The 15,299-nt window shown below is 60.7% G+C and carries 20 protein-coding genes; 12 read left to right on the top strand and 8 right to left on the bottom strand.

Annotation, left to right across the window (positions count from 1 at the left end; translation table 11 throughout):
• Positions 1-8: 8 nt before the first annotated feature.
• The gene (locus AC0L3E_RS24400) at positions 9-719 is read right to left on the bottom strand and encodes a DUF1236 domain-containing protein (protein ID WP_473605810.1); all 711 of its coding nucleotides are present in this window, start codon (positions 717-719) and stop codon (positions 9-11) included.
• A 195-nt stretch (positions 720-914) separates the two neighbouring features.
• On the opposite strand from AC0L3E_RS24400, the gene AC0L3E_RS24395 reads away from it, so the two are divergent.
• Entirely contained in the window at positions 915-1,367 is a 453-nt protein-coding gene (locus tag AC0L3E_RS24395) for a hypothetical protein (protein ID WP_473605809.1), read from the top strand.
• A 96-nt stretch (positions 1,368-1,463) separates the two neighbouring features.
• Positions 1,464-1,700: a DUF6894 family protein gene (locus AC0L3E_RS24390; protein WP_473605808.1), complete on the top strand. Its 237-nt coding sequence runs from the start codon at positions 1,464-1,466 to the stop codon at positions 1,698-1,700.
• Between the two features lie 10 nt (positions 1,701-1,710).
• Here the strand turns inward: AC0L3E_RS24390 and AC0L3E_RS24385 are convergent, their stop codons facing one another.
• Positions 1,711-1,968, bottom strand: a complete 258-nt coding sequence (locus AC0L3E_RS24385) for a hypothetical protein (protein ID WP_127267547.1) — start codon at positions 1,966-1,968, stop codon at positions 1,711-1,713.
• A gap of 301 nt (positions 1,969-2,269) precedes the next feature.
• Here AC0L3E_RS24385 and AC0L3E_RS24380 point away from each other — a divergent pair, with 301 nt between their 5' ends.
• The 4 genes from AC0L3E_RS24380 to AC0L3E_RS24365 all read left to right on the top strand — a co-directional run bounded on the left by AC0L3E_RS24380 (position 2,270) and on the right by AC0L3E_RS24365 (position 4,167).
• Positions 2,270-2,464: a DUF2934 domain-containing protein gene (locus AC0L3E_RS24380; RefSeq protein WP_127267550.1), complete on the top strand. Its 195-nt coding sequence runs from the start codon at positions 2,270-2,272 to the stop codon at positions 2,462-2,464.
• Between the two features lie 89 nt (positions 2,465-2,553).
• Positions 2,554-2,739: a hypothetical protein gene (locus tag AC0L3E_RS24375; protein ID WP_256746256.1), complete on the top strand. Its 186-nt coding sequence runs from the start codon at positions 2,554-2,556 to the stop codon at positions 2,737-2,739.
• Positions 2,736-3,632 (top strand): alpha/beta fold hydrolase, encoded by an 897-nt coding sequence (locus AC0L3E_RS24370; RefSeq protein ID WP_127267545.1) that lies wholly within the window; start codon positions 2,736-2,738, stop codon positions 3,630-3,632. The genes AC0L3E_RS24375 and AC0L3E_RS24370 overlap by 4 nt, the downstream gene beginning before the upstream one ends.
• A gap of 124 nt (positions 3,633-3,756) precedes the next feature.
• Entirely contained in the window at positions 3,757-4,167 is a 411-nt protein-coding gene (locus AC0L3E_RS24365; RefSeq protein WP_127267544.1) for a DUF427 domain-containing protein, read from the top strand.
• Positions 4,168-4,197: 30 nt separating this feature from the next.
• On the opposite strand, the gene AC0L3E_RS24360 is transcribed toward AC0L3E_RS24365, so the two are convergent.
• Together AC0L3E_RS24360 and AC0L3E_RS24355 are read right to left on the bottom strand one after the other, a co-directional pair.
• Positions 4,198-4,629 carry an HD domain-containing protein gene (locus tag AC0L3E_RS24360; RefSeq protein ID WP_256746257.1) on the bottom strand — a complete coding sequence of 144 codons (432 nt, stop codon included), beginning with the start codon at positions 4,627-4,629 and terminating at the stop codon, positions 4,198-4,200.
• A 24-nt stretch (positions 4,630-4,653) separates the two neighbouring features.
• Positions 4,654-5,049: a GFA family protein gene (locus AC0L3E_RS24355; protein ID WP_256746465.1), complete on the bottom strand. Its 396-nt coding sequence runs from the start codon at positions 5,047-5,049 to the stop codon at positions 4,654-4,656.
• A 201-nt stretch (positions 5,050-5,250) separates the two neighbouring features.
• On the opposite strand from AC0L3E_RS24355, the gene AC0L3E_RS24350 reads away from it, so the two are divergent.
• Together AC0L3E_RS24350 and AC0L3E_RS24345 are read left to right on the top strand one after the other, a co-directional pair.
• Positions 5,251-5,859, top strand: a complete 609-nt coding sequence (locus AC0L3E_RS24350; protein ID WP_127267549.1) for a cysteine hydrolase family protein — start codon at positions 5,251-5,253, stop codon at positions 5,857-5,859.
• Between the two features lie 100 nt (positions 5,860-5,959).
• The gene (locus tag AC0L3E_RS24345) at positions 5,960-7,234 is read left to right on the top strand and encodes a DUF763 domain-containing protein (protein ID WP_256746258.1); all 1,275 of its coding nucleotides are present in this window, start codon (positions 5,960-5,962) and stop codon (positions 7,232-7,234) included.
• 22 nt (positions 7,235-7,256) lie between these two features.
• Here AC0L3E_RS24345 and AC0L3E_RS24340 read toward each other — a convergent pair whose 3' ends face one another.
• A complete protein-coding gene (locus AC0L3E_RS24340; RefSeq protein WP_127329005.1) occupies positions 7,257-7,700 on the bottom strand; it encodes a PPC domain-containing DNA-binding protein in 444 nt (147 codons plus the stop codon).
• Between the two features lie 36 nt (positions 7,701-7,736).
• Complete coding sequence (locus AC0L3E_RS24335; RefSeq protein ID WP_127329054.1) at positions 7,737-8,054, bottom strand: plasmid stabilization protein; 318 nt, start codon at positions 8,052-8,054, stop codon at positions 7,737-7,739.
• 505 nt (positions 8,055-8,559) lie between these two features.
• Here AC0L3E_RS24335 and AC0L3E_RS24330 point away from each other — a divergent pair.
• Genes AC0L3E_RS24330 through AC0L3E_RS24320 form a run of 3 tightly spaced genes read left to right on the top strand, consistent with a single transcriptional unit; the run spans position 8,560 to position 12,484 of the window.
• On the top strand, positions 8,560-9,177 hold the full coding sequence (locus tag AC0L3E_RS24330) for a (2Fe-2S)-binding protein (RefSeq protein WP_127322071.1): 618 nt from the start codon (positions 8,560-8,562) through the stop codon (positions 9,175-9,177).
• Position 9,178: 1 nt separating this feature from the next.
• Positions 9,179-10,201: an FAD binding domain-containing protein gene (locus tag AC0L3E_RS24325; protein ID WP_256746259.1), complete on the top strand. Its 1,023-nt coding sequence runs from the start codon at positions 9,179-9,181 to the stop codon at positions 10,199-10,201.
• 3 nt (positions 10,202-10,204) lie between these two features.
• Positions 10,205-12,484 (top strand): xanthine dehydrogenase family protein molybdopterin-binding subunit, encoded by a 2,280-nt coding sequence (locus AC0L3E_RS24320; protein WP_473605807.1) that lies wholly within the window; start codon positions 10,205-10,207, stop codon positions 12,482-12,484.
• A 129-nt stretch (positions 12,485-12,613) separates the two neighbouring features.
• On the opposite strand, the gene AC0L3E_RS24315 is transcribed toward AC0L3E_RS24320, so the two are convergent.
• Positions 12,614-14,323 carry an HAD family hydrolase gene (locus AC0L3E_RS24315; RefSeq protein WP_128288702.1) on the bottom strand — a complete coding sequence of 570 codons (1,710 nt, stop codon included), beginning with the start codon at positions 14,321-14,323 and terminating at the stop codon, positions 12,614-12,616.
• A gap of 231 nt (positions 14,324-14,554) precedes the next feature.
• Here AC0L3E_RS24315 and AC0L3E_RS24310 point away from each other — a divergent pair, with 231 nt between their 5' ends.
• Entirely contained in the window at positions 14,555-15,061 is a 507-nt protein-coding gene (locus AC0L3E_RS24310; protein ID WP_128288701.1) for a YciE/YciF ferroxidase family protein, read from the top strand.
• Positions 15,062-15,121: 60 nt separating this feature from the next.
• Here AC0L3E_RS24310 and AC0L3E_RS24305 read toward each other — a convergent pair whose 3' ends face one another.
• Positions 15,122-15,271 carry a hypothetical protein gene (locus AC0L3E_RS24305; RefSeq protein ID WP_473605806.1) on the bottom strand — a complete coding sequence of 50 codons (150 nt, stop codon included), beginning with the start codon at positions 15,269-15,271 and terminating at the stop codon, positions 15,122-15,124.
• Between the last annotated feature and the right edge of the window lie 28 nt (positions 15,272-15,299).

Genomic DNA, 15,299 nt, shown 5'->3' with positions numbered 1-15,299 from the left:
CGGACATGTCAGGTCAAAATTAGGACGATCTTGAATGTATCCGGATCAACGATCACGATCCGGCCGTCCGCAAGCACGAAATACTCGTAGCTTTCGTAAGCGGGAACGATCTTGACGATACGAGCCGGCAAACGATGCAGCCTGACCTTTTGCCGCGGAACTTCGACGCCGACGGTGATGTCAAAATCGACGTTGGACACAGGCTCGACCTTCGTCTCCCGGATGATCTGGGTGACTTCGGTTTTCTGCTCCACCGTCACGTTGTTGATGGAACCGGTCGACGTCGTATCCTGCGTCGAGGCCTTGCCCTGGGCCTGCTCGTCGGTTTGCGTCTTGGCCTTGTCCTGAGCCTGCTGGTCGGTGGTGGTGCCGGCCTTGCCTTGAGCCTGCTCGTCAGTCTTCAGCTTGGTCTTGTCCTGGGCCTGCTGATCGGTTGTGCCGGCCTTGCCCTGAGCCTGCTCGTCGGTCTTCAGCTTGGTCTTGTCCTGAGTCTGCTGGTCGGTGGTGGTGCCGGCCTTGCCCTGTGCCTGCTCGTCGGTCTGCAGCTTGGTCTTGTCCTGAGCCTGCTCGCCCATCTTGGAACCATTCTGGCAGCCAGCTTGCCCGGAAGCGCAATTGGCGTCTGCGCCAGACTGGCTTTCGGGCTGTTGTGTCTGAGCCATCGCCGTTCCACAGCCGAGCCCGATCGCCAGCATGCTGGTAATGAGAACATGTTTCATGGGGAAATCTCCCTGGGTAAGGTTCGTCCCTTCAGTGCGTAGAACCAGCACCCAAAAAAAATGTTCCGAGATAGTTGAGTTAGGGCTAAAAAACGACCTCGCTTGAGATCATACGATCGCGGGCGAAAGCCGTCGCTAAAACGACCTTTTCAACTCTGCCGATTGCCCTAGCTCTCTCCTGAGAGGAGACCGGATATGGCAATTTATAGTCTGAGAGTGGTCAGCTTCATTTTCGTTGCATTGGCTTTCGTTCCGGCCGCCGCGCATTTCTTCACGATGTTCAACAAGATGAAGCTCGACGGGCCGAACTATCTGGCTGCGCAACGCGCCTATGATGGATGGAGCCTGTTCGGCATCGTAGTGCTGGGAGCATTGCTCTCTACGGCCGCCCTGGCGATCCTGCTCTACCGAGCGAGTGCATCTTTCGGCTTGGTTGTTGTCGCCTTTCTCAGCATCGGCGCCACGCAATTTGCCTTCTGGACGCTGACCTATCCAATCAATCAGGCGACCCGGAACTGGACTGTCCTGCCTGAAAACTGGGAGCTGCTGCGGCGCCAATGGGAGTATTCGCATGCCATCGCCGCCGGCCTCAACGCCTTGGCGTTGCTTGTGCTTTTCCTATCGGCGCTTCGCGCTGCGGTGCGTTGAACGACCACGTCTTCACCAGCACGGCCGCCGAGCGGGCAGGAACCACCAATGAAGCGAAAACATTGACCCGCCAGATGTTTCCAGCGTGGCCCGAAAATGAAGCGGTACTATTTCGATCTTCAAAACGGTGACGGCGCGATACCCGATGATAACGGGCAGCTGTTCGAATCCCGGGAACAAGCCAGAGCGGAAGCAATTCGTATTTTGCAGGATGTTGCCCAAGACGAAATGCCCGCCTGCGATTTCGTCAAGGTAACCGTCAAAGTACGCGATGAGATCGGTGCGCAGATGTTTGAGGCATCGCTTGTCCTGACCTCCGGATGGAGCGTGTGATGCCGCAGTGCTAGCGGCTATACCGCACCGGGATTTGCACGACATTCTCCGATCCAGGCAGATCGAAGGCCATGGCCAGCTGACGTACGGAGGCCATCTCCACGATCAGTTCCTCGATCGAAAGATCCGGCAGACCGGTCTTCACCCTCTGCCTCACCCTGGCCGCAAGTTCATGGACCCGTACCGGGACGAAAAGCGGGCTGTCGTCCAGCAGCTTGCTGATTTCGATGACCACATCGGCGTCGATGTCTTTCGGCAATTCCCGCATGGGCGTCACCTCCAATCGAAGCAACAGCCCGCCATATCGGTGCGGCGGGCGATCAGGCATTGAGCGCCGGGCAGTGGGATCGGAGAGGGACGTGCTCGACGCTGGCCGATAGCCAGATTCATAAAGCTGCGGGCATCGGTGTGTCACGAAAAAATATCAGTACGAAAATTGCCAAGCGGTTCGTCCCACGCAATCCACAAGCGCCTTCCCGAAATCGCGGCTCCGGCAGCGGCTGTTCCCGACAGAGGAGGAACAAAAAATATGGCCCGGAATTGAGACTGACGAATTGGAGGATCTGGCCATGGACAGCAGGGAAGAAAAGATCAAACGGCGAGCCCATGAAATCTGGGAACAAGAGGGCCGGCCGGCTGGCCGCGAGCAGGAGCACTGGGACCAGGCCGTGCAGGAGATCGAGGCTGAGGGTTCGGAGACTGAACGTGGCCCGGTTTTGCCTGATCCGACAGTTGCAGCCGATTCCAATAGCTTGAAGCGTTGATCGTCAGATGCCGTGGCGTCTTGAGAGGACGATCAGGCAACCAAATTGGTGGAACCTCGTTTGCCGGACAGCAACCAGAGGAGGTTTCGATGAAGAGGTTCTTTTCACTCCTGGTCCTGGCCGCTGGCCTTACGCTCGGCGCCTGCGACAACAATATCGAGCCGATGAAAGCCAACACCGGCCCCATCAACAAGAACCCACAGGTTGACCAGGCCGCCAAGCCAGAGTCCGCGACTGGTGATGATAAGCCAGCTATTGCGCCTCAGAGCCAATGAACTCCGTCTCACATTGCGACACACCTCTGCTGCGCGTCGCCTATCTCGATGGTGGACCGCAGGACGGCGCCCCGGTTATCCTGCTGCATGGCTGGCCCGACGACGCGACGACATACGCTCGGATTTCGCCGGTCCTTCATGAAGCTGGCTTCCGGACGTTTTCGCCTTGGTTGCGGGGCTTCGGGCCGACATCGTTCCTGTCAAAAGAAATCATGCGCTCGGGCGAGATTGCCGCGATGGCGCAGGATGTGCTGGATTTTGCCGATGCGCTAGGCCTCAGCCGCTTTGCGGTCGTCGGACACGATTGGGGTGCCCGGATATCCTATCTGCTCGCGTCGGTTTTCCCGGACCGCATCAAGTGCTGTGCTGCGCTGTCGCTCGGCTGGCAACCAGGCAAACCAGCAACGCCGGCGCCCGGACAAGCGAAAGCATTTTGGTATCAATGGTTCATGGCGACGGCACGGGGCGCCGAGTTCGTACGAAACAACGGTAAGGAATTCGCCAGATACCAGTGGGACAGCTGGGGTCCATCAGGCTGGTTCGACGACGCTATTTTCGATGGTGTCGCGAGTTCGTTCGAAAATCCTGACTGGGCGGATGTGACGTTGCATTCCTATCGGGTCCGATGGGAAGAGGCCGAGCCCGATCCCCGCTATGCCGAACTCGCCCGCCGGCAAGCAGCGGTCAAGATCATCACGGTGCCGATCCTGACGCTTCATGGTGGCGCCGACCGCGTTGTGTTTGCCCAGTCCTCAGAGGGGCTCGAAGAGCATTTCACCGCGTTCTACAGGCGGGTGGTGCTGGATGGCATCGGACACTTCCCGACGCGTGAGGCTTCTGATCAGGTTTCGCGATTGTTGGCTGCGTTTCTCGACAGCCATGGCAAACGCTGAAGTGGAGTCATCATCCGACCTCATAATACAGGCCGGAACCTGACGCATCGCCGCGCATTTCGTCTCCATGCATGACGAACCGAAATGCGGCCTCGCAATCAATCGGCAGCCAGGGAGAATTTGAATGCAAGCTTCAGACGCAATCTCAGCACACCATGCTGGCCAGCTGGCCATAGTACCGTTTGTCGGCACGGTGACGGTACGATTTTCCGACGCCATAGTCGCTGCTACGGAACGGGCGAAAGTGCTTCAGGAAGAAGGACATGAGCCCGTGTTCTACATCCCTTTCGAAGACATCTATTTCGACCTTTTCGAAAAGACGAACACCACCAGCCGCTCCCCTTCGAAAGGCACCGCGAGCTACTGGCGCGTCCATGCGGTGGGCAGCTCGGCTGACGATTTCATGTGGGCATACGAGACGCCTGAAACCGCGGCGCGGCCCATTGCACGTCATGGTGCATTCGATCCGGAAAAGGCGCGCATCGATGCTGAGCCCGCGGAGGACAGACGGCACACGCCCCACGTCCCGGAGTAGATTGCCCGTTCGCAGCGGGGCGATCTGAATTCAAGGCTGGTGCTGACGGCGCGGAAACTCGTCATCAAGGATGCGTAGTGCCTCCTCATATTTGACAGTCGATGCCCCGACCTGTCGGGCCTGCCAGATATTGTCCGCCAGATCCGCGCGCTTCACCGGCAGCGCCAATGGATTCGATGCCGCCCGTCGCACAAACGCGAAGTAGTCCTCGCCATCCCTGCGCGACATGGCGTCGACGGCCGAAGCGATCGTCGGGCCAAAACCGGCCTCGTCCAACCTGGTCCGGTTCCAGCCTTCGCCCTTTTCCACAACGTCATGGAGATAGGCGACGACCTTCTGGTCCCTGGTTTCGACCGCGTCAACGACCCGGCGGCAGTGCTCGATATACGGTCGCCCGGTCTTGTCGCGCTGTGCTGCGTGGACCTCTTCGGCAATCTTGGCCGCCCGGTAAAACATGCTCATCTGGCTTACCCTTCAAACATGGTTTCACCATCGCTCCTCGGTATCGTGGTGCGGCAGGTCTATTCCGCAGCAAACCCAGCCAAGTCGCTGCCTCGATCCATAATTGTAGCGCGGCTCCAGGCGAGCCGGATCGTCGAACGTTCCGACATGCAACGCGATCTCTCCGGGCGATGCGTCATAGGCAAGGCTGAGCGGCGATCCGCAGGCGGAGCAGAAGCCCCTCCGGGCAATCGGTGAAGATCTGCGATAGGCCGGCGTCGCATTGGTCCAGGTCACGCTTTGGGAAGGCAACCAGGCCAGAACCGCGAACGCACTGCCGGTCGTTCGCCGGCACATATCACAATGGCAATAATGCACTCTCGGTTCGCTTCCAACGCGGAAGCGGATCGTGCCGCAGAGACATCCTCCGCTCAGTTCCATTTTGGCGCCCCGGCTGACTTGCGGCTCCAACGCCTCTCGCGCGGTCTCATGCGAGCACCTCCATTCATCTCAGCGGAAACGCCAGCCATTTGCGTCGGTTCCTGTGGCTATCTCAGGAACCAGTGCTTGCGCGCGGCGTTGCGTGTCTTTGCCGACAATGGGAGGAAACAGGGAAATGCATCGTCGGTCGGAGAAGCGCTGATGTCGATGCCGGGGCTGGCATACGGTCCTCTCGGCGATCGATGCATGCATGTCTGCGTGGATATGCAGCGGCTGTTTGCCGAGCCGTCTCAATGGGCAACGCCCTGGATCACCCGGGTTCTCCCGCAGATCGAGAGGCTGGTCGAAAGACGCGCGCCACAGACGGTCTTTACACGCTTCCTGCCAGCCGAAAAGCCGGGGCAGGGCGTCGGCACATGGAAGCGCTATTATGAGCGCTGGGCTTCCCTGACGATCGAGACGATCGGGCCCGAAATGACCGAACTGTTGCCGTCTTTGGCCGGCTACTGCCCGCCAGCGGCGATCATCGACAAGCACATCTATTCGCCCTGGTTCGAAGGGCGCCTCAGAGCCCTTCTGGTGGAGCGCGGCATCGATACGCTGGTCATTACCGGTGGCGAAACAGATGTTTGCGTTCTCGCCACCGTGCTCGGGGCCATCGATTTCGGCTATCGCGTGGTTCTCGTCACGGACGCGCTGTGCAGTTCTTCCGACGCAACCCATGATGCACTGCTGACCGTTTACCACCAACGTTTCGCGCAGCAGGTCGAGACGGTTGAGATGGAAACGGTTCTCTCGAACTGGACTTGACGTCCGCTAACCCGGCCCGGGTGGAAGTGTCCATGCTTCCTTGCGCGGTTGGGCTGCCTATCTGTTAAGAGAATGACGGACACCAGAACAGGTAGCAGACGTGACGCAACGATCGGGAAGTGCTGATCTTCCACTCCATGGCGGGCGCGTGCCGAAATGGCTCGGCGACCGCATGACGCGTCTTGGCGCTGTGATGTGCGAGGCGATCATTCATCACTATGGTCGAGACGAGCTGCTGCGGCGGCTGGCGCATCCATTCTGGTTCCAGTCCTTTGGTGCTGTCATGGGCATGGATTGGCACTCGTCGGGGATCACGACCAGCGTCGTGGGCGCTTTGAAGCGTGGCCTCACGCCGCTCTCCGGCGAGCTCGGCATTCATGTCTGCGGTGGTCGCGGCGCGCATTCGCGCAAAACCCCGCATGAGCTGGAGGCCATCGGCCAACGCGTCGGCTTCGACGGGGCGGGCCTGGCCACCGTCAGCCGGCTTGTCGCCAAGGTCGACAGCGCCGCGGTCCAGGACGGTTTCGATCTTTACCTGCATGGTTTCATCGTCACCGATGATGGTCGCTGGGTCGTGGTGCAGCAAGGCATGAACGGTGACAGCAAGGTGGCGCGCCGCTACCATTGGCTCTCCGAGGGCCTCAAGAGTTTTGTCGACCACCCGCATGCCGCCATAGAGGGCGCCCATCAAGGTGAGATCGTCAACCTGACCGACAGGCGCGCCGACGCGTCGCGCCAAGGGCAACTGAACCTTTTGCAAGACCTCGGACCCGATCGCATCCTGGGCGAGCTTGCAGCATTGGAGCGTTGCGCGGAGCCGACGCGCCGGCAAGAACCGGAGCAGCCGCTGCTGCCGCATTTGGTCATGCCGGCCCACCATGACGTTCGCGAAAGCGATGTCGTCATGCATCGTCTTCACGGCAATATCGCAGCCGCCGCGGACCGCGGTCCCACCGATTTCGCCGAGCTCCTTCTGGTCCCCGGCGTCGGCGCGCGTACGGTGCGCGCGCTGGCCCTCGTTGCCGAGGTGGTGCATGGCGCGCCTTGCCGGTTTTCCGATCCCGGCCGCTTCTCGCTGGCGCATGGCGGCAAGGACAGGCATCCATTTCCAGTACAGCTGAAGGTCTATGACGAGACGATCGGGGTTCTGAAGTCGGCCGTGCAGAAGGCAAAGCTCGGTCGCGATGAAGAAATCGGGGCCTTGAGGCGGCTCGACGATCAGTCGCGGCAAGTCGAGCGATACGTGACCGGCCCCAGCCTGAAGGAAATTGTCGCGGGAGAATTCGACCAGTCGCATCTGCTTGGCGGGCGCAGCGTGTTCGGGTGGGAAGCGCCGCCGGACACAGCATCAGCTGAGCGGAACGAGAAAGCGTGAGCACGGGTGGAGGGGCTGGAGATCAATCGTCAAGATCGATGAGGGCGACACCGAGCTCCGGACGCTTGCTGCGACGCAGATGACCGGGTGCTTCCACCAGGGTGATTTCGAGCGTTGGACGAACGATGCCGTCAAGCAGATGTCCACCCCGAGTGGTGCCGTCACTCAATCCAAGCACCGCATGAACGTGCAGGCTGGGCTTATCGTCGTCACCCAATGCGACATCGCCGATCGCGCTCAGAACCTCGCACTGTTCGTCGACAGGGATTTTGCGGTAGGTCTTCGAGGCCGGATCAAACCAGCCCACCGTGGCTTTCTCGAAAGCCCCTATGGCGGTCAAGGACGCGCTGCCGATCTCTTGGTCGACCGCGAAGGCGGTCAGTGCCGCGAACGCTTCTTCGCCTGGGTCGAGCACCACGACGAATGTCCGTTGTCCGCCGATCTCATTGACGAGCTGCGATTTCATCCCTGTGCTCCCGCCGCATTCAGTGCCGGCCTCATATCAATGTGCGCGGTGTTCCGCATTGCGCTTGCGGGTCGCCGCAGCTTTCCTTGCCGATTCCGATCGGCTTGCGGCAGACCGTGATGCCGATGCCTTGCCGCCGCTTTTGCCGCCTTTGTGCGCCGCTGGATGGCCCGTGTGTTTGCCGCGGCCGGAACCGCCTTCCTTCTTGCCGCCGCCATCGTCCTTGTTGACGGTAGCCCATGCGCGCCGCTCTGCCTCCTTGTCGGAAACCCCGCGCTTCTCATAGCCTTCGGCAATGTGGTCGGCTTTGCGCTCCTGCTTGTCAGTGTATTTCGATTTCTCGCCTCGTGGCACGGCCTGTTCCTCCTGTTGAATAAGGGCTGAACGTCGACTCGACGCGCTGGTTCCAACAGAAGTCGCGTAGCCAATGGCGCATCGCGATGCATGGCCAAACACCGCCGCGCCGCGCAAGCTAGCGCCTTTCGAGCCGGGGAGAGTGCAGCAGCAAGGCGAGGGGGATTGGTTCAGCCGATTGCCAACCTCACGACGATGGCCAGGATCACGACGCCGACCAAGCCGGCTATGAAGACGACCCGACGCGTGCGCGTTCGCAGGATGATCTCGCCTTGTCTCGCCTGCTCCGCAGAGAATACGGGTCCATGTCACCGTCCTTGCCATGCCGACCATCGCTCATGATCGCCTCCTTCCGGCTGTTGGCACACAACCATCGCTTGACCGGGGAGGTTCCGATTGCATCGATCCCGCCGACAGAAAAAAAGATCACAGGCTCGTGAGGAGGGAACTTTGCCCTCCGCGAGTGGTTTGGGCCGCTTGAGACCCAGCCAGCCCGGAGCCAGCCATGTCCGATGCCAAGATTTCCAGTGGCCTGAGCAGACGCATGTTCATGACGGCCTCTGTTTCGGCGGCGGCGGTGATGCCGCTTGTAAATTCCCCGACGAGAGCTGCCCAGCCCGCGTCCGCAAAACCGGCCGAACCGCGCGATTTGTCGGCGGTTTCGATGCGTATCAACAAGCAGACCTACAACCTCGCGCTCGACAATCGAACCAGCCTGCTTGACGCGCTGCGCGACCATGTCGGCCTGACCGGCACCAAGAAAGGTTGCGATCACGGTCAGTGTGGTGCCTGCACGGTGCTGATCGACGGAAAGCGGGTACTGTCCTGCCTGAGCTTTGCCGTCATGAACCAGGGCCGAGAGATCACAACGGTGGAAGGCCTGGCTTCGGCGGAAGGGGAATTGCATCCGGTCCAGAAGGCCTTCGTCGACCACGATGCCTTCCAATGCGGCTATTGCACACCGGGTCAGATCATGTCCGCCATCGGTTGCATCAACGAAGGCCATGCTGGGTCGGAAGACGATATTCGCGAATATATGAGCGGCAATCTATGTCGCTGCGCGGCCTATCCCAACATCGTTGCCGCGATCGTCCAGGCACGCGACGAGACCAGGAGGGCTTAGGATGCGCCCATTCGTATATGAAAGACCAACCAGCGTCTCCGCGGCAATCGCCATGGCGTCCCGTCCCGATACCGTGCATGTTCCGCCAACCGGTGCCGACACGCAGTTCATCGCCGGCGGCACCAATCTGGCCGACTACATGAAGCTCGGTGTCGCGCGGCCGGAGCGACTGCTCGACCTCAACACTCTTGCCGAGCCGGCCTTGCGGCAGATCAGGATAGACGATGATAAGATCCGGTTTGGTGCGCTGGTCCGTATGGGTGAAGCAGCAGACAACAATGATGTCAGGCGCCGTTGCCCGGTCCTCGCCGACAGCCTGAAATTCGCTGCCAGCGGTCAGCTTCGCAACATGGCGAGCCTGGGCGGCAATGTGCTGCAACGTACGCGCTGCGAGTATTTTCGAGAGATATCTTGGCCGTGCAACAAGCGCGAACCGGGCTCCGGCTGCGCTGCGATGGAAGGGTCCAATCGCCAGCATGCCGTGCTGGGTACGAGCGATGCCTGCATTGCCACGTATCATGGTGATTTCGCGCAGGCGCTGGTTGCGCTGGACGCCACCGTCGATGTCGAAGGTTCGCGGGGAAGGCGCACGCTCACTTTTGCCAAGCTGCATAGACGGCCGGGCGAGACGCCCGACATCGAGACGGATCTGGCCGCCGACGAGCTCATTACCGCCATCGAAGTGCCGCTCGCACGGTGGAGCAGCCGGTCGCGCTATCTGAAGATACGCGATCGCGAATCCTACGCGTTTGCGCTGGCGTCCGCGGCTGTCGCGCTCGACATGAATGGCGAGACGGTAAGGAGTGCGCGCATTGCGCTCGGCGGAGTGGCGACGGTGCCGTGGCGTGCGCGCGAAGCAGAGGACGCGCTACAGGGCAAAGTGCTTGACGAAGCCACGGCGCAGGAGGCCGCAGAGGCTGCTTTCGCCGATGCCAGACCGCGCGAGCATAACGCATTCAAGATACCGCTCGGCAAGCGCACGCTGGTGCGGGCGCTGCTCGAAACCCGGGATATGAAGGGCTGAGCCATGAACCAAGCTGCACCCGCTCCAAGGGAAAACCAGGGCGATCCCGTTGTTCGCATTGACGCCCGGCTAAAAGTTACCGGACAGGCCGGCTATCCCGCCGACATCGTCACGGCCAACGTCGCCTACGGTGCCCTTGCCACCAGCAGCATTGCCCGGGGCAAGGTTTCCGAACTTCACACGAAAGACGCCAGGGCCGGACCCGGTGTGCTGGACATCGTCACCTATGGCGATCTGGACAAGACCGACATGCCGAAATTCGGCAACACCGGCGCAAGTTCGATTGGGCCTTTGCACGACAAGACGGTTTTTCACGATGGTCAGATCATCGCTCTGGTGGTCGCCGAAACCTTCGAGGCGGCGGAGGAGGCAGCGATGTTGATCCGCGCCGACTACGAGGACGAACGGCCCAGCGCCAGCTTTGATTCCAAGGGCGTGAAGATGGAACCGGCTGCCGGCAAAAGCCCGATGTTCAAGGAGGATGCGAAGGCCGGTGACTTCGACGCCGCTTGGGCGGATGCGACGGTGAAGATCGACGAAAAATATTCGACGCCGACCCAGCATCATAATCCGATCGAGCTGTTTTCGACCACGGCCATATGGCAGGGCGACCAGTTGACGATCCACGAGCCCAGCCAGAATGTTACGGGCTGGAAGGTGGAACTGGCACGCCAACTGAAGCTCGATCCGGCCAATGTGCGGATCGTCAGTCCCTATATCGGCGGCGCCTTCGGCTCCAAGGGGCCGATGACGGCACGCACTGCGATCGTTGCCGTCGCGGCGCGGCGCATCGGCCGGCCGGTTCGCTGCGTCGTCAATCGCATGCAAGCCTTCGGTACCCAGACCTATCGAGCCGAAACGCGGCATCGGATCCGCATGGGCGCCGGCAAGGACGGCCGCATCACGGCGTTCGGACATGAGGCCTGGGAGGTGACGTCACGCCCTGACCCTTATGTCGTCGGCGGCACGTCCGCCACCGCGCGCATGTACAATTACGGCTCCGTTCTGACGCATGTTTCGCTGGTTCATGCCGACCGCAACACGCCTGGCTACATGCGATCGCCGCCGGAGACGCCTTATGTCTACGCGCTGGAAAACGCCATGGACGAAATGGCCGTGGCCCTCGGCATGGATCCTGTCGAGTTTCGTCGCATCAATGAACCGGAGAAGGAGCCGATCGGAGGCAAGCCATTTTCCAGCCGCTCGCTCATCAAGTGCTATGATCAGGCGTCGGAGGCCTTTGGCTGGTCGAAACGCGATCCCACGGTCGGCTCGATGCGCGACGGCGATTGGCTGGTCGGGATGGGCTGTGCGACGGCAATCTATCCGACAGCCGCCGCGCCTTGCGCGGCCCGGGTTCGTCTCACCGCCGATGGCGAGGTTCGGGTCCAGTGCGGCTCGCATGAAATCGGCACCGGCGTTCGCACCATCGCCGGCCAGATGGCGGCCGAAAGGCTGGGGGTTGGCATGGACAAGATCAGCGTCGAGATGGGCGACAGTGCCTTGCCGCCGGCTCCCGTGTCAGGCGGATCGATCTCGACCGCCAGCGTCTGCTCCGCAGTCATGAAAGCCTGCGACGCGATACGCGAAAAACTGTTTGCCGCCGCTGCGGGCAAGGGGGCTCCGCTGGCAGGTTCGGGCAATGCGAAGCTGGATTTGAAGGACGAAGAGGTCGTCACCGAGACCGGCAAGTCCGCCAAGCTGGCCGATGTCTTCAAGGTCATGCAGGTCGGCGCCATCGAAGAATATGCCGAGTTTGCGCCGAAGGGTTCTTCGCCTGAAGCCCTCAGCAAACTCTATGCCGGACAATCGGAGTTTCATGGTGGAGAGAACGACGAAGATTCGGTCAAATATGCCTTTGGCGCCGAGTTCGTCGAAGTGCGCATCAACAGCTATACACGCGAAATCCGGGTGCCGCGCATTGTCGGAGCCTTCGCTGCCGGGCGCATCATGAACACGCGCACCGCGCGCAGCCAGCTGATGGGTGGCATGATCTGGGGCATCGGCCAGGCGTTGCACGAGGCCACGGAAATCGATCAGCGACACGCGCGCTACGTCAATCGCGACCTGCAGGACTATCTGGTGCCGGTCAACGCCGACATCAAACAGGTCGACGTTATCCTGGTCCCCGAAATCGACCACCAGGTCAATCCTGCCGGCGTCAAGGGCTTGGGCGAACTCGGCAATGTCGGAACGGCTGCTGCCGTGGCGAGTGCCGTCTATCATGCCACCGGCAAGCGCATTCGGGATCTGCCGATCAGAATAGATGATTTGATAGGCTGACGATCGAGAGCTCTGAGAGGAGGGGCTTCACAAGCCGACATCGTCATCGAAATTGTCGCGGTGGCGGCGTTGTCCGACTGAAAAAGTTTTCGCATGCAGCGATAGCTTAATCGCCTTGGCTCTCGAGTGTCACTCCGGGGCTGTGGCCGGAGCCGTGTAACGGCGGCGTACAGCGTCAAGCACCCGCTTGCGGCTATCCTGCGCCGACAGGGTCTTGTCCTCTTCAGCCTCGGCGGTTTCGCGCGCCAGGTCCTTGTCCCTGATCTGATGTCGGAACCATTTGGAATAGTCGCCGGTGCGCAAATGAAACTCCCAGGTCTTGTCGTCTATCCCCTCGGCGATCTGAGCGAAGATCATCAGATTGTGAGCCCTGAGGTTCATCGCATTGTCAGGGCCATGGAAATAGAAGCTGCCGGCTTCGTCGAGCTGGCCTTCGGCATATTTCCGGCTGTGCCGCTTGAGTGACTGACGTGGTTCGACCACCTTGACCGTCTTGACTTTCTTGCCCGACTGCGGCCGCCAGAACAGCACGCGCGCGCCTTTGGGCGTTGGAATGTCCTTTGGCGGCTCAATGCCAGTTTCCTTGCAGAAGACCTTCACCACGTCCTTCGCCTTGGGGCCAAGCGCAATGATGGCTGTCACAAGGCGCAAGGCGTCTGTCGAGATCGCCTCGGGGTGAACGGTGATCAGGATTGTGCCCGGCAATTCCAATGACAGGACCGCCCGCGTATCGTCGCGCCGCTTGGGCAGAAGATGGTGCGCTTCATCGATGACGAGCCAGTGCGGTCTCGCGGTGCGCCGGCGGAAACTGCTCAGGCCAGGCAGCAGGTCGGCAAAGAAATCCGGCCTCTCGTCGACGCGCAGGGCCAATCCATTGACGACAATGTTGCTGTCGGCCTTGGCGATCAGATCCAGCACCTGCGCCTTTGTCGGCGCGCTTGAGCCGTCTCCCAGGCGAACGGCGCCTTCGAGGCCGTCATAGTCGCCTTCGGGATCGAAGACGCAGAACTGAAAACCACTTTCGACGAAGCGTTCCGTCAGCGCGGTGGCCAAGGTGGATTTGCCAATGCCGGAACTCCCGGCAATGAGGATCGTATCGCTCGGCGACAGGTAGACATCATCGCCGCCAGACGATCCAAGAACGATGCCGTCATGGCGCTTCGGCACTATCGCGTGATCACGCTTTATCAGTTTTGCGATGAGTTGCTCCACGCCCTTGCCGCGGGCGCCACGCATGACCAGGTTGGCTGTATCCTTGACCGCCGGAATTGCATTGTCGACGGCGGCGCTGCAGCCACAGGCCTGCAGGAACGCGTGGTCGTTCTCGGCATCGCCGACGCCGACGACGTTGTGCGGCGAAAGTCGAAGGTCCTGAAGGGCCGCAGCGAGCCCGGTGGCTTTGTTGATGCCGCTCGGCAGGATCATCACCGCGCCCTTGTTGAAGATGATTTCCAGTTCGAGACCCATCTTCTTGATGATATCGAGCACGGTCGCCTGATGGGGTTCCCAGGTCGCGACGATCGATCGCCCGACCGAAAGCGGCTTGACGCCCTGCCGCTTCAATCTGGCGACGAATTTGGGCTCGGGCGATGGGGCGATCACCCGTTCTTCCTCGCTTGCCGGCGTGTAGATCATCGCGCCATTCTCAGCGACGACCTTGTCGAAGAGGCTAAGCTCGGGAAAGACGCGCTTGAGATCGGGCAGTTCACGCCCGGTGACGAGAACCAGCTTGCGGCCGCTTTTCTTGAACCGCTCAAGCGCGGCGAGCGTCTTTTTGGCGACGATCCCATCATGAGCCAGCGTGCCGTCATAGTCTGCCGCCAATGCAATGAAATACATTCCGCCGACCCTTCTCGTTCCGGTTGCCCTGCGGCTAGAACGTGCGATCGAGACAAAGGCTCCCCACCGACCGGATCGCAGGTCTGGAGAAGGGCGGTTCGCCCTCGGAAATCAGGAACTCCTTCAGTGCCGGTACGTTGACCAGACAAGCCGGGAACCGTCCCGGTCTTTGCTGGCGGCGCGCAAACCGCGTCGCCGAAATCCACACCAAGCGCAATGAAAGGTAAGGCCATGGGCTTCTTTTCGAAGGACATCAAGACACTCGACGATCTCTTCGTGCACACGCTGCGCGACATCTATTACGCCGAAAAGCAGATCGAGAAGGCGCTGCCGAAGATGATCGACAAGGCAACCGACCCGCAATTAAAAGCCGGATTTGAAAAACACCTCGACCAGACGAGAGGCCATATCGAGCGCGTCGAACAGGTGTTTGAGTTGCATGGGGTCAAGGCCAAGGAGGTCAACTGTCCGGCAATCGACGGCATTCTCGAGGAGGCCGACGATGTGAGCGGTGACGTCGATGACAAGGAGGTTCTCGATGCGGCGCTAATTGCTTCGGCGCAGGCCGTCGAACACTATGAGATGACCCGCTACGGCACGCTCATCGCCTGGGCCAAGCAACTCGGCCGCACCGACTGCGCCAATGTGCTGACCAAGAACCTGAGGGAAGAACAGGCGACCGATCGCAAGCTCACCGAAATGGCGGAAAGCAAGATCAACCTGCAGGCAGCCGAATAAGGCTGCGATCCGGCCGGCTGGTAACTCGGCCGGCCGGATTGCCGGCAGGTTTCCACTCCGTCAGCGAGACGGGTCGACGCCCAAGGCCGCTGATTGCTGGCGCAGCGCCTCACCGTCGTCCTGCGGCGCATGCCCAGCAGATCCTGCAGTTTCCGTGTAGATGCGGTAGGCTACACAAGCGAGCGCCACCGTGAAAAGCAGACGAACCATCCATTCTACTCCTTGCTCATGGATTTCA

It is taken from the genome of Mesorhizobium sp. WSM4822 (genome assembly GCF_055811155.1).
This window is presented reverse-complemented; position numbering and strand designations above follow the sequence as displayed.

Bases quoted from the DNA above. Each gene is read 5' to 3' on its own strand.
- AC0L3E_RS24330 (WP_127322071.1), top strand. From the start codon at position 8,560: ATGTCCGATGCCAAGATTTCCAGTGGCCTGAGCAGACGCATGTTCATG.
- AC0L3E_RS24305 (WP_473605806.1), bottom strand. From the start codon at position 15,271: ATGGTTCGTCTGCTTTTCACGGTGGCGCTCGCTTGTGTAGCCTACCGC.
- AC0L3E_RS24385 (WP_127267547.1), bottom strand. From the start codon at position 1,968: ATGCGGGAATTGCCGAAAGACATCGACGCCGATGTGGTCATCGAAATC.
- AC0L3E_RS24340 (WP_127329005.1), bottom strand. From the start codon at position 7,700: ATGAAATCGCAGCTCGTCAATGAGATCGGCGGACAACGGACATTCGTC.
- AC0L3E_RS24400 (WP_473605810.1), bottom strand. From the start codon at position 719: ATGAAACATGTTCTCATTACCAGCATGCTGGCGATCGGGCTCGGCTGT.
- AC0L3E_RS24375 (WP_256746256.1), top strand. From the start codon at position 2,554: ATGAAGAGGTTCTTTTCACTCCTGGTCCTGGCCGCTGGCCTTACGCTC.
- AC0L3E_RS24325 (WP_256746259.1), top strand. From the start codon at position 9,179: ATGCGCCCATTCGTATATGAAAGACCAACCAGCGTCTCCGCGGCAATC.
- AC0L3E_RS24310 (WP_128288701.1), top strand. From the start codon at position 14,555: ATGGGCTTCTTTTCGAAGGACATCAAGACACTCGACGATCTCTTCGTG.
- AC0L3E_RS24350 (WP_127267549.1), top strand. From the start codon at position 5,251: ATGTCGATGCCGGGGCTGGCATACGGTCCTCTCGGCGATCGATGCATG.
- AC0L3E_RS24395 (WP_473605809.1), top strand. From the start codon at position 915: ATGGCAATTTATAGTCTGAGAGTGGTCAGCTTCATTTTCGTTGCATTG.
- AC0L3E_RS24370 (WP_127267545.1), top strand. From the start codon at position 2,736: ATGAACTCCGTCTCACATTGCGACACACCTCTGCTGCGCGTCGCCTAT.
- AC0L3E_RS24365 (WP_127267544.1), top strand. From the start codon at position 3,757: ATGCAAGCTTCAGACGCAATCTCAGCACACCATGCTGGCCAGCTGGCC.
- AC0L3E_RS24355 (WP_256746465.1), bottom strand. From the start codon at position 5,049: ATGGAACTGAGCGGAGGATGTCTCTGCGGCACGATCCGCTTCCGCGTT.
- AC0L3E_RS24320 (WP_473605807.1), top strand. From the start codon at position 10,205: ATGAACCAAGCTGCACCCGCTCCAAGGGAAAACCAGGGCGATCCCGTT.
- AC0L3E_RS24380 (WP_127267550.1), top strand. From the start codon at position 2,270: ATGGACAGCAGGGAAGAAAAGATCAAACGGCGAGCCCATGAAATCTGG.
- AC0L3E_RS24360 (WP_256746257.1), bottom strand. From the start codon at position 4,629: ATGAGCATGTTTTACCGGGCGGCCAAGATTGCCGAAGAGGTCCACGCA.
- AC0L3E_RS24315 (WP_128288702.1), bottom strand. From the start codon at position 14,323: ATGTATTTCATTGCATTGGCGGCAGACTATGACGGCACGCTGGCTCAT.
- AC0L3E_RS24390 (WP_473605808.1), top strand. From the start codon at position 1,464: ATGAAGCGGTACTATTTCGATCTTCAAAACGGTGACGGCGCGATACCC.